This is a genomic window from uncultured Pseudoxanthomonas sp. (genome assembly GCF_947498795.1).
Lineage (GTDB): Bacteria > Pseudomonadota > Gammaproteobacteria > Xanthomonadales > Xanthomonadaceae > Pseudoxanthomonas_A.
The window spans coordinates 1,227,345-1,239,292 of sequence record NZ_CANMLQ010000001.1 but is presented as its reverse complement, the minus strand read 5'-3'; the positions used below and the strand labels follow the sequence as shown (position 1 = coordinate 1,239,292).

Annotated in this window: 8 protein-coding genes; 2 read left to right on the top strand and 6 right to left on the bottom strand. The window is 68.2% G+C overall.

Annotation, left to right across the window (positions count from 1 at the left end; all coding sequences use genetic code 11):
* Positions 1-81: 81 nt before the first annotated feature.
* Positions 82-1,207, bottom strand: a protein-coding gene (prfB, locus tag Q0907_RS05995; protein ID WP_296282936.1) for a peptide chain release factor 2 whose coding sequence is annotated in 2 segments (ribosomal slippage) — positions 82-1,131 and positions 1,133-1,207 — 1,125 coding nt in all. Because the reading frame shifts where the segments join, the coding sequence is not laid out codon by codon here.
* A 131-nt stretch (positions 1,208-1,338) separates the two neighbouring features.
* Between prfB and Q0907_RS05990 the strand changes: the two genes are divergently transcribed.
* Positions 1,339-3,264 carry a GGDEF domain-containing protein gene (locus Q0907_RS05990; protein ID WP_299342503.1) on the top strand — a complete coding sequence of 642 codons (1,926 nt, stop codon included), beginning with the start codon at positions 1,339-1,341 and terminating at the stop codon, positions 3,262-3,264.
* Position 3,265: 1 nt separating this feature from the next.
* On the opposite strand, the gene Q0907_RS05985 is transcribed toward Q0907_RS05990, so the two are convergent.
* The gene (locus Q0907_RS05985; protein WP_299342501.1) at positions 3,266-4,150 is read right to left on the bottom strand and encodes a LytTR family DNA-binding domain-containing protein; all 885 of its coding nucleotides are present in this window, start codon (positions 4,148-4,150) and stop codon (positions 3,266-3,268) included.
* A 154-nt stretch (positions 4,151-4,304) separates the two neighbouring features.
* On the opposite strand from Q0907_RS05985, the gene Q0907_RS05980 reads away from it, so the two are divergent.
* Positions 4,305-5,510 (top strand): acyltransferase family protein, encoded by a 1,206-nt coding sequence (locus Q0907_RS05980; RefSeq protein ID WP_299342499.1) that lies wholly within the window; start codon positions 4,305-4,307, stop codon positions 5,508-5,510.
* A 7-nt stretch (positions 5,511-5,517) separates the two neighbouring features.
* Here Q0907_RS05980 and recJ read toward each other — a convergent pair whose 3' ends face one another.
* Genes recJ through carB form a run of 4 tightly spaced genes read right to left on the bottom strand, consistent with a single transcriptional unit; the run spans position 5,518 to position 11,930 of the window.
* Positions 5,518-7,245, bottom strand: coding sequence for a single-stranded-DNA-specific exonuclease RecJ (recJ, locus tag Q0907_RS05975; RefSeq protein ID WP_299342497.1), 1,728 nt, complete (start codon positions 7,243-7,245; stop codon positions 5,518-5,520).
* Positions 7,242-8,195 (bottom strand): phosphoglycerate mutase, encoded by a 954-nt coding sequence (locus Q0907_RS05970; RefSeq protein WP_299342495.1) that lies wholly within the window; start codon positions 8,193-8,195, stop codon positions 7,242-7,244. The genes recJ and Q0907_RS05970 overlap by 4 nt, the downstream gene beginning before the upstream one ends.
* Positions 8,196-8,211: 16 nt before the next feature.
* Entirely contained in the window at positions 8,212-8,676 is a 465-nt protein-coding gene (gene greA, locus Q0907_RS05965) for a transcription elongation factor GreA (RefSeq protein ID WP_299342654.1), read from the bottom strand.
* A gap of 8 nt (positions 8,677-8,684) precedes the next feature.
* Entirely contained in the window at positions 8,685-11,930 is a 3,246-nt protein-coding gene (gene carB, locus Q0907_RS05960; RefSeq protein ID WP_299342493.1) for a carbamoyl-phosphate synthase large subunit, read from the bottom strand.
* Positions 11,931-11,948 lie beyond the last annotated feature (18 nt).

The following is an 11,948-nucleotide window of genomic DNA, read 5'->3' as shown; positions in this document are numbered from 1 at the left end:
GGCCGCGATGCTCTTGCAGGATTATCGTTCAAAGCATCGCGGCCATGGGCCGCTCCTGCAAAAGGCGTGTGCGCTCGCGGATCAAGCGTCGATGCGTTTCGACCCTGCTTCCAGGCCGGATTTCAGGCTGGCCTCGACGAACTCGTCCAGGTCGCCATCCAGCACCTTCTGGGTATCCGAGCGTTCCACGCCGGTGCGCAGGTCCTTGATGCGGCTCTGGTCCAGCACGTAGTTGCGGATCTGGCTGCCCCAGCCGATATCGGACTTGGTCGCCTCCACCGCATCGCGCTCCGCGTTGCGCTTCTGGATCTCGAGTTCGTACAGCTTGGCGGCCAGCATCTTCATCGCGTTGTCGCGGTTCTGGTGCTGGCTGCGGCCGGTCTGGCAGGCCACGACTATCCCGGTCGGCACGTGGGTAATGCGCACGGCCGATTCGGTCTTGTTGACGTGCTGGCCACCTGCGCCGGACGAGCGGTACACGTCGGTCTTCAGGTCGGCCGGGTTGATGTCGATGTCGATGTTGTCGTCGACTTCCGGCGACACGAACACCGAGGTGAAGCTGGTGTGGCGGCGGTTGTCCGAATCGAAGGGCGACTTGCGCACCAGGCGGTGCACGCCGGTTTCGGTCTTCAGCCAGCCGTAGGCGAAGTCCCCTTCCACCCGCAGCGTGGCCGACTTGATGCCGGCGACGTCGCCCCCGCTGGCTTCCATCAGTTCGGTCTTCCAGCCGCGCGACTCGCACCAGCGCAGGTACATGCGCAGCAGGATTTCCGCCCAGTCCTGCGCCTCGGTGCCGCCGGCACCGGCCTGGATGTCGACGAACGCGTTCGAGCTGTCCATCTTGCCGGAGAACATGCGCTGGAATTCCAGCTTGTCCACGTGCACGGCATAGCGCTCCACGTCGGCCACCACCGCATGGGCCGTGTCCTCGTCGTTCTCCATCTCCGCCAGTTCCAGCAGTTCGCCGGCGCCGGTCAGGCCCTCCTCGATATCGCGGATGCCATTGACGGTCTTGTCCAGCAGCGAACGCTCGCGGCCCAGTTGCTGGGCGTACTCGGCGTTGTTCCAGATATCCGGGCTTTCCAGCTCGCGGTTTACTTCTTCCAGGCGCTCGCGCTTGGCATCGTAGTCAAAGATACCCCCGGAGCGAGGCCAGCCTGTCCTGCAGGTCGGCGATGCGCTGGCGGATGGGATTCAGCTCGATCATGGGTGCTGGGACGGGGGAAAGGAATCGGTCGGCAAGGATACCAGAGCCACGCAGTACGCCGCCCCCGGAAGGATGCGCTGGAACGGGAATTGCAGGTTGCCGGGGGCGTCCCTCCGAGAGCCGCTCCGCTCATGCCGACTCCCGCCGCCCTGCCCGCTCCGCTGCTGCCCTGCCTGCTCGGCCTGGCGTTGTTGCTGAGCCTGCCGTCCTCGCGCGCCCAGGGCACGCAGCCTGCCGTGCACGACCGCGCAGCCGCGGTGACGCGCTGCCTGCAGCTGCGTCGCGATGCGCCTCCCGTGGCCGTGCAGCTCGCGGAGTCGCTGCTGGCGGAACCGGACCTGTCCGTCGAGGACGAGGTGAAAGCACTGAGCTGCCTCGGCATCGCCGCGGGCCTGACCGGTGATCGGGCAAGCGCGGTGGACGCGGGCGAACGGATGGAGCGGCGCATGGCCGAACATCCCGGCCTGCCGCCGGAATTCCGTGCGCGTGCGTTCTCCCAGGCGGGCTCCATCTTCCATGGCGCCGGTCAGATCCACCGCGCGGAATCCGCGTACCTGAAGGTGCAGTCCCTGGCCGCCCAGCTCGACGCCGACGAAGCCGCGCTGTTCCAGGCCACCACGCTGGCCAACATCGGCCTGATCCACGCCGACTATCTCGACTCGCCCGATGTCGCCGACGACTACTACCGCCAGGCGCTGGCCGCCGCGGCGCCGGTCGGACTGGAAGATCCCCTGATCCTGCACAACCATGCGCTCAACCTGATCCGGTTGGGACGCATCGACGAGGCGCTTGCGGTGATCGGCCAGGGCGAGGCCGTGGCGGTCCGCAAGCGCGCGCAATCGGTGGTGGATCGCCTGCGCGCCGAGCGGGCGGGCATCTGGATCACGCAGGGGCGGCTGGCGCAGGCCCGCCCGGTGCTCGAGGCCGCCGTCCGGTCGCAGCAGACCAGCGCCGATACCCCTGGCCTGGCCGGTTCACTGGCCAAACTCTCCACGCTGCAGCGCCTGTCCGGCGATCGCTCGACCGCCCTGGCCACCGCCCGCCGCGCGTGGTCCAGCGTGGATGGGACGCCCCAGCCGCAGAAGCAGCGGGAAGTGCTGCGCGCCTGGATGGCAGCACACGCTGCGCTCGGCCAGGCCGATCAGGCGATGGCAGTCGGTGCGCGCCTGCATGCCCTGGAAATGGAGACGCTCAAGGCACAGCGGCTGGAACTGCTGGCGGACCTGCAGGCACGCAGTGAAAGCGCGGCGGCCCAGCGCGAACTGGAGAGCATGCGCCATGAGGCGCAGGTGCGCGGACTGAACGATGAGAAATCGCGGCTGATGCGCCGGGCCGGCATCGCCCTGCTGGTGTTGCTGGTGCTGGCCGGCGTCGGCTTCGGGCTGCTGCAACGGCGCAAGAACAGGCAGTTGCGCAAGGTGAGCGCCACCGATCCGCTCACCGGCGTGCGCAACCGGCGCGCCGCCACCGAGGCCTTGAAGGCGATGTCCCTGCAGCGGCCGGTGGCGGGCACGCGCCACGTGCTGTTCCTGATCGACATCGATCACTTCAAGCAGGTGAACGACAGTTTCGGCCACCATGCCGGGGACCAAGTACTGGTGGCCCTGGCCCGTCGCCTTCGCGACATCGCCCGGTCGGACGATGTCATCGCACGCTGGGGCGGTGAGGAATTCCTGATGGCGTGCGCCGACCTGACCGAGGCGCAGGCCTGCACGGTCGCCTCGCGCCTGCATGAAGCGCTGTGCGAAGTGCACGAACTCGCGCCACGCCAGCGCTGGTCTCTGACCGTGTCGCTGGGGTTCGCGCCTCTCCCGTTCTTCGACAACGCCAGCTGTGGGTGGGACTATGCCCTGCGCATGGCAGACCGCGCCCTGTATGCCGCCAAGGACCGCCGCAACGCCTGGGCAGGCCTGTGGGGTCGCTGCCTGCCGGCGGGCATCCCGCTGCAGACCGTGCTGGAGTCGCCGGAGGATGCGGTGCGCAGCGGCGCCATCGAACTGGTGGCCAGCTACGCCGTGGAGCGGTTGCCGCAGGTGCCGGCCACGCGGGCCGCATGAGCTAGCAGGCGTCGGCGCCGGTCCGCTGGCGCAGGTCCTGCCGGTGGCGTCGGCTGCAAGGCAAGGCGCTGCCATCCTTCATGTGGACGCGCGCGTCGCCGGTATCCAGCGGTTCGATCGAGGCGACCTGGTCCAGACTGACGATGTAGCTGCGATGGATGCGGGTGAAGCGGCGCGGATCCAGGCGCGCTTCGATGCCGGCGATGGTGCTGCGCAGGGGATAGTCGTGGCCGCGCACGCGTAGGTTCACGTAATTGCCCGCGGCCTGAAGCCACTCGATGTCGTTGGCCGCCACCAGGAACTCGCGCCCGAGCTTGCGCACCAGAAAACGCTCCGGCTGGTCGACCGGCTCCAACGGGAGGCCCTCGTCGGGTTCGGCGAGCAGGCTGGCTTCGCCCTGCCAGCGGCGCAGCAGGAAGCGATACCCCTCCACGACCACCACGATGGTGGCGAAGCTGCGTGCATCCTTGAGGTACTCATAGGCCAGCTCGCGCGGCCATGGACCGAAGTCGTAGGCCATCCCCTGCATGCGGTACGCCAGCACACGAAGGGCGACCATGCCGACCACGTGCACCAGGCAGACCACGAGGCTGGCGACCGCGTATTCCCCCAGCCGCGTACGCCAGTTCTCCCAGTGCAGCGGGCGCCAGCGGGTGTACGCAACAATGGCCGGGATCAGCACCAGCAGCCACACCAAGGCGCTGCTGGTTTCCCAGACCACCGGCTCCCAGGCCTGGATGCCCGAATCGCCGCGCCGGAGCTCCATCAACGTCGTCAGGCTGTTGGCGACGCAGTTGGCGGCCGTCACCGCGACCCAGAATCCCGCTTCGACCCACCGCTTCCACGGCAGGTAGCGTTCGTAGGTCAGCGTGTCCTTGTGGTTCATGCGCGCATTCTAGCGGTCGCCTTTCGAGGCAGGCAGGGCGATTCGTCCCCACGGTCCGCGGCTCGTCACTGCGGCCCCGCGATCCATCCCTTGATGCTGGCCGCGGGCGGCACGTGCGGCGACGCTGCCGTCTTCCCTGAAAACGGAGAACGCCATGCAACGTCGCCACGATCTGGACTGGGTCAGGGTCTGCGCCTTCGCGCTACTGGTCCTTTACCACGTGGGCATGTACTACGTGACCTGGGACTGGCACGTGAAAAGTCCGGCCGCCAGCGATGCGCTGGAGCCTTTCATGCTGCTCAGTTCGCCCTGGCGGCTGTCGCTGTTGTTCCTGGTGTCGGGTGCGGCAACCGCATTCCTGCTGGGCAAGGCGCAGCGGACCGCACAGGCGGCGGGCACGCGCCTTCGCTTCCTCGGCGCCCGCTCGTGGCGGCTGTTGGTGCCGCTGGCCTTCGGCATGCTGGTGATCGTACCTCCGCAGGCCTATTACGAAGTCGTGGAACAGCTTCCAGGCGGCTACCACGAGGGCTACCTGGCGTTCTACGCGCGTTACCTGAGCGCTTACGACGGCTTCTGCGATGCGGAGGGCTGCCTGGATCTTCCCACCTGGAACCATCTGTGGTTCGTCGCCTATCTCTGGGTCTACACCGTGGTGCTGTGGCTGCTTTGGCGACTGGCACCGCGTGCCCTCGACGCGACTGGCGGACGCCTCGCGAGTGCGCTGTCCGGACCGGGCGTGGTGGTCTGGCCGTGCCTGTTCCTGGGCGTGGCGCGGGTCCTGCTGGTCTCCCGGTTCGAGCAGACGCATGCACTGGTGGATGACTGGTACAACCACGCGCAGTACTTCGGGGTGTTCCTGCTCGGCTTCCTCATCGCCCGTGCGGACGGGGTGTGGCAGGCGATCGAGCGGTTTCGCTGGATGGCGGTGGTCACATGGTTGGCCAGCTGGGCCGGGCTGATCGCCTACTTCACCCGTTTCGCCGACGTCGATCCGCCCGAATGGTTGCGCATGACGATGCGCATGGCATGGGCGTTGAACCAGTGGTGCGCCATCGTCGCGGTGCTCGGCTTCGCGCATCGCATGCGGCCCGGCGACAGTCCGGCGCTGCGCTACCTGGTGGCGGCAGTGTTCCCCGTCTACATCCTGCACCAGACGGTCATCGTCGTCGTGGCGCATCACCTGAAACCGCTGGCGATTCCTCCGTTGGCGGAGGGCCCGCTGCTGATCGCGATCACCTTCGCGGCATGCTTCGCCGGGTACGAGGCCATCCGCCGCGTGCGCTGGCTGCGCCCCCTCTTCGGCCTCACGCGCGCGAAAGCAGTGCCTGCACGCCCGCCGCTGGCGACGCGAACGTCGTGACGCAGCCTCAGTCGGGCGCGCGCCAGTGGCGCAGCAGCAACTGGATGCCGCGACGGTCGCGCCAGTCGTCGGTATCCAGCTGGTAGGCAGCATGGATGCGCGCGGGCGGGGGCGTGTCGTGCCAGCCGTTGAAATGGATCGCGTTCAATGGCGTCGCGTGGCCGGTTGCCCTGAGCGAGAACTTCAGGTGCTTCTCGCCGACCACGCGCCAGTCCAGGACGTCGAACACGCCGTCGAACATCGGCTCGGGGAACCCCTGCCCCCACGGACCGGCACTGCGCAGGAGATCGGCATGAAGGCGATCGAGTTCATCACTGCCCAGTTCGCCATCGCTCAGCACCTCCTCGCGCAGCAGATCGTCGTCGAGCAGCGCGCTGGCGTGCCGCTGCAGCGCGTCGCGGAACCTCGGCAGGTCGCTTTCGTCGAGCGACAGCCCCGCTGCCATGGCGTGGCCGCCGAAACGGTGGATCAGGCCCGGGTGCGCGATATCCACCGCAGCCAAGGCATCCCGGACATGGAATCCGGGGATGGAACGGGCGGAGCCGCGCAAGGTCGTACTGCCGGGCTCGGCCGGCGCGAACGCGATCACCGGCCGATGCAGCCGCTCCTTGATCTTGGATGCCACCAGGCCGACGACGCCCGGATGCCATTCCGGATCGAACAGGCAGGGCGCGAGCGGTACGGGTGCGCCCTGCCCGTCGTCGATGCGGGCCAGCGCGGCATGGGCCTCCTCGACCATCTGCTGCTGCACGCCGCGCCGCTCGGCATTGATGCCTTCCAGTACGCGGGCCATCTCATCGGCCTGGGTCGCGTCATCGGTCAGCAGGCAGGCGATGCCCAGCGTCATGTCCTCCAGCCGTCCTGCCGCGTTCAGGCGCGGTGCGATGGCGAAGCCGATATCGGACGTCGTCAGGCGCGCCGGGTCGCGGCCCGACACGCGCATCAGCGCCTGGAGACCTGCGCATCCCTGCCCCGCGCGCAGGCGGCGCAGGCCTGCACCGACCAGGGCGCGATTGTTCGCATCCAGCGGTACCAGGTCCGCGACGGTACCGACGGCGACGAGGTCGAGCAGCGTGGCCAGGTCCGGCTCCGACTGCCCGGACACGCTCCGCTCGCGCAGCACGCGGCGCAGCGCCAGCAGCACGTAGAACATCACCCCGACGCCCGCCAGCATCTTGCTGGGGAACGGGTCGCCGCGCAGGTTGGGATTGACGATGACGTCGGCCGGCGGCAATCGCTCGCCGGGCAGATGGTGATCGGTGACCAGCACCTGCCAGCCGCGCGCCTTGGCGGCAGCGATGCCGGCATGGCAAGCGATGCCATGGTCGACGGTCACCAGCAGGTCGGGCTGCAGCGCGGCCAGTTCATCCACCAGCGAGGGCGACAGGCCATAGCCATGCACCATGCGGTTCGGCACCGCGGGCGTCACGCGGCGCGCGCCGAGCAGGCACAGGCCGCGTACGCCGACCGCGCAGGCAGTCGCGCCATCGCAGTCGAAGTCGCCCACGATGACGATGTGGCGGTCCTGTGCGATGGCATCGGCGAGCAGCGCGGTCGCTTCCGGCAGTCCACCGAGCAGGTCGGGCGGCAGCAGGTGCGCCAGCCGCGGCTGCGCCTGGTCGAGCGACCGCGCACCGCGCGCTTCATAGATCCGCCGCAGCAGGGGCGGCACGCTGTCGGGCCACTGCCCGCCCTCGGCAAGCGGGCGCCGGCGGATCCGCGGTGACGGGGTCATGCCGGGACGTGGTCCGGGCGCACCGTGTCCAACCGCTGCAGGGGCCTGCGCCACAGGCGCCAGCGTTGTTCGCGGCGCAGCGAGAACAGGGTGCCGTCCTCGAAGTCCAGGGTCAGCGCATCGAGTTCGCGCTTGCGCAGCGCATCGAGCAGCGGGCGCAATGCATCGCGGCACAGCAGGTCCAGATTGCGCAGATGGCGCAGGTCGATCAGCGCGTCGACGCCGCCTTCGCCGTTGGCATGCCCGGCCTCCACGCCCGCCACCTGGGCCAGCGATTGCAGCAGCACGTCGTTGCCCTTGACCTGCCGGAACCCGGTACGCACCGCATCCGGCAGCACGCCGCCACCCCAGAACCACAGCGAGTTCACCGGCGCCTTGCCCTGCGCGGCGCGGTGGGCATTCCACGGATGGTTGTGCAGCATCACCTGCGCTTCGCTCAGCAAGGCGCGCCAGCGCCGGCCGGCATCACCGTCGGGCAGGTGTGCGAACAGGTCGTCGCCCAGCACGTCGCCCGCGGGCACGAAGGGGGGCAGTTTCGCTTCCAACGGCAAGCGCAGGTACCAGCGGGCCGGATGGGGCGCATCCAGCAGCATGCCCGCGTCGCCGAACAGCGGCTTGAGTGCGGGCAACAGCTGGGCAGTGTCGTCAGCGTCGAGCGCCAGTGCTTCGCCGTACGCCAGCATGCGCGCGCCGGCCATGTCGGGCGAAACGCGCGCCGGGTCGGCGCGCAGCCACATCGCGCCGGCCGCATCGCGCGCATCGTGCTGGCGCGTGAGCGCGGCCACCGGCCAGTGGTCCGGTATCAGCTGGAACTGGCGGCGCAGTTGCGCGCGCTCCCCCGCCTCGCTTGCTGCACGGTCGGCACGGCCCAGGGCCTTCGCGAGATCGGGCGGCAGGACCTGCCCGACCAGGCGGGTGCGTGCGGGCAGCAGCAGGGTGGCCTGGGCCATGACGGGGCGGCCGCGGTCAGTCCGCGTAGGAAACGCTGATGATTTCGTACTCGCGCTGGCCGGCGGGCGCATCGATGGTGACCGAATCGCCTTCGTGCTTGCCGATCAGGGCGCGAGCGAGCGGCGACGAGATCGCGATCAGGCCCAGCTTGATGTCGGCCTCGAGGTCGCCGACGACCTGGTAGCGCTTCTCTTCGTCGGTATCCACGTCCGCCAGCACCACCTTCGCACCGAACACGATGCGCGAGCCGACGTTGAGCTTGCTCACGTCGATGATCTCGGAATGCGAAAGCTCGCCTTCCAGCTGCTTGATGCGGCCTTCGATGAAACCCTGCTGTTCGCGGGCGGCATGGTATTCGGCGTTTTCCTTCAGGTCGCCGTGCGCACGCGCCTCGGCGATCGCGGTGATCACCTCGGGGCGCTTGACCGTCTTCAGAAGGTCCAGTTCCTGGCGCAGGCGCTGTGCGCCCTGCATCGTCAATGGGGCTCTCACCCTTGAAGCTCCTTGTGCAGTTCCTGCAACGCCAGCACCGGGCCCGTGCCACGGTATTCCAGCGAATGCACCAGCGCCTTGGCGCCGGCGACGGTGGTCGAATAGGTGACGCGGTGCTGCAGGGCCTCGCGCCGGATGGAGAAGGAGTCGGCGATGGCCTGGCGTCCTTCCGTGGTGTTGACGATATACACGATTTCGCCGTTCTTGATCAGGTCGACCACGTGCGGCCGTCCCTCCAGCACCTTGTTGATCTGCTCGCAGTCGATGCCACGCTCACGCAGCCACGAGGCGGTGCCGGCGGTCGCGACGATGGAGTAGCCGCGGCCGACCAGTTCCTGCGCCACGGGCAGCACGCGCTTCTTGTCCGGGTCGCGTACCGAGATGAACACCTTGCCCACCGGCGGCGCCTTGATGCCGCCGGCCTCCTGCGCGCGCGCCATGGCGGCACCGAAGCTCCGGCCCACGCCCATCACCTCACCGGTGGAGCGCATCTCCGGCCCGAGGATCGGGTCCACGCCCTGGAACTTGGCGAACGGGAAGATCGCTTCCTTGACCGAGTAGTAGTCGGGCACGATTTCCTTGGTGGCGCCCTGCCCGGCCAGCGTCTTTCCGGCCATGCAGCGTGCCGCGATCTTGGCCAGCGGCATGCCGGTGGCCTTGGAGACGAACGGCACGGTGCGCGACGCGCGCGGATTCACTTCCAGCAGGTAGACGATGTCGTCGCTGCCGTCCTCGCTCGCCTGGATGGCGAACTGGGTGTTCATCAGACCGACCACCTTCAGTGCCTTGGCCAGCTCGACCACCTGGCGGCGCAGTTCGTCCTGCGTCTTCGCCGACAGCGAATACGGCGGCAGCGAGCAGGAGGAGTCGCCCGAGTGCACGCCGGCCTCCTCGATGTGCTCCATCACGCCGCCGATCAGCACGTTGCCGTCGGCGTCGGCGATGATGTCCACGTCCACTTCGACCGCGTTGTCGAGGAAGCGGTCCAGCAGCACCGGCGAATCATTGGAGACCTTGACCGCGTCGCGCACGTAACGTGCCAGGTCGGATTCGCCGTACACGATTTCCATCGCACGGCCGCCCAGCACGTACGACGGGCGCACGACCAGCGGGTAGCCGATCTCGCGCGCCAGCAGCAGGGCTTCCTGGTCGTTGCGGGCGATCCGGTTCGGCGGCTGCTTGAGGCCCAGCGAATCCACGAGTTGCTGGAAGCGCTCGCGGTCCTCGGCGAGGTCGATCGAGTCGGGGCTGGTACCGATGACGGGCACGCCGTTGGCTTCGAGCGCGCGCGCCAGCTTCAGGGGGGTCTGGCCGCCGTACTGCACGATGACGCCCTTCGGCTGCTCCAGTTCGACGATGGCCAGCACGTCTTCCAGCGTCAGCGGCTCGAAGTACAGGCGATCGGAGGTGTCGTAGTCGGTGGAGACGGTTTCCGGGTTGCAGTTGACCATGATGGTCTCGAACCCGTCCTCCCGCAGCGCGAGCGCCGCATGCACGCAGCAGTAGTCGAACTCGATGCCCTGGCCGATGCGGTTGGGCCCTCCGCCGAGGATCATGATCTTGTCGCGCGTCGTCGGCTCCGCTTCGCACTCGTCCTCGTACGTCGAGTACAGATACGCGGTGCTGGTGGCGAACTCGGCCGCGCACGAATCCACGCGCTTGTAGACCGGCTTCACGCCCAGCGCCTTGCGCAGGACACGCACGGCGGTTTCGTTGGTGTTCGCCAGCTGGGCCAGGCGCGCATCCGAGAAACCCATCCGCTTCAGGTGGCGCATGCGCGCCTTGTCGAGCGAACCGAGACCGTCGGTGGCCAGCTGGCGCTCGGCCGCGATGATCTCCTCCATCTGGTCGAGGAACCAGGGGTCGATGAACGACAGCGCATGCACCTGCTCGACCGTCATGCCGGCGCGGAACGCATCGGCCACGTAGAACAGGCGTTCCGGACCCGGCGCTTTCAGTTCCCGGCGCAGCGTGGCCAGGTCGTCTTCGTCGGCCAGGTCCAGTCCGGTGGGATCGAGGCCGACCTTGCCGGTTTCCAGGCCCCGCAGTGCTTTCTGCAGCGATTCATGGAAGGTACGACCCATCGCCATCACCTCGCCCACCGACTTCATCTGGGTGGTGAGGCGCGCATCGGCCTGGGGGAACTTCTCGAACGCGAACCGCGGGATCTTGGTGACCACGTAGTCGATGGCCGGCTCGAACGACGCCGGCGTCAGGCCGCCGGTGATCTCGTTCTTCAGTTCGTCCAGCGTATAGCCCACCGCCAGTTTGGCCGCGACCTTGGCGATCGGGAAGCCGGTTGCCTTGGACGCCAGCGCCGACGAACGCGACACGCGCGGGTTCATTTCGATGACGACCACACGGCCTGTCTGCGCGTTGATGCCGAACTGCACGTTCGAGCCGCCGGTGTCCACGCCGATCTTGCGCAGCACCGCGATGGAGGCGTCGCGCAGGCGCTGGTACTCCTTGTCGGTCAGCGTCTGCGCCGGCGCGACGGTGATGCTGTCGCCGGTGTGCACGCCCATCGGGTCCAGGTTCTCGATGGAGCAGACGATGATGCAGTTGTCCGCGGTATCGCGGACCACTTCCATCTCGAACTCCTTCCAGCCCAGCACCGACTCTTCCACCAGCACTTCGGTGGTCGGCGACAGCTCGAGGCCGCGGGTCACGATGTCGACCAGTTCCTCGCGGTTGTAGGCGATGCCGCCGCCGCTGCCGCCCAGCGTGAAGCTGGGGCGGATGATGGTCGGGTAGCCGACGCGGGTCTGGATCTCCAGCGCTTCTTCCAGCGTGTGGGCGACCGCGGCCTTCGGGCACTCCAGACCGATCTCGCCCATCGCTACGCGGAACAGCTCGCGGTCTTCGGCCATGCGGATCGCATCGCGCTTGGCGCCGATCAGCTCGACGCCGTACTTCTCGAGCACCCCGTTGTCCGCCAGGTCCAACGCGCAGTTCAGCGCGGTCTGCCCACCCATGGTGGGCAGCAGCGCGTCGGGCTTCTCCTTGGCGATGATCTTCTCGACCGTCTGCCAGTTGATCGGCTCGATGTAGACCGCGTCCGCCATCTCCGGGTCGGTCATGATGGTCGCGGGGTTGCTGTTGACCAGCACCACCCGATACCCCTCCTCGCGCAACGCCTTGCACGCCTGGGCGCCGGAATAATCGAATTCGCAGGCCTGGCCGATGACGATCGGGCCTGCGCCGATGATCAGGATGGTGTTGAGGTCGTTGCGCTTGGGCATGGGGGACTGCTTCCAGGG

Bases quoted from the DNA above. Each gene is read 5' to 3' on its own strand.
- Q0907_RS05990 (WP_299342503.1), top strand. From the start codon at position 1,339: ATGCCGACTCCCGCCGCCCTGCCCGCTCCGCTGCTGCCCTGCCTGCTC.
- Q0907_RS05985 (WP_299342501.1), bottom strand. From the start codon at position 4,150: ATGAACCACAAGGACACGCTGACCTACGAACGCTACCTGCCGTGGAAG.
- Q0907_RS05980 (WP_299342499.1), top strand. From the start codon at position 4,305: ATGCAACGTCGCCACGATCTGGACTGGGTCAGGGTCTGCGCCTTCGCG.
- recJ (WP_299342497.1), bottom strand. From the start codon at position 7,245: ATGACCCCGTCACCGCGGATCCGCCGGCGCCCGCTTGCCGAGGGCGGG.
- Q0907_RS05970 (WP_299342495.1), bottom strand. From the start codon at position 8,195: ATGGCCCAGGCCACCCTGCTGCTGCCCGCACGCACCCGCCTGGTCGGG.
- carB (WP_299342493.1), bottom strand. From the start codon at position 11,930: ATGCCCAAGCGCAACGACCTCAACACCATCCTGATCATCGGCGCAGGC.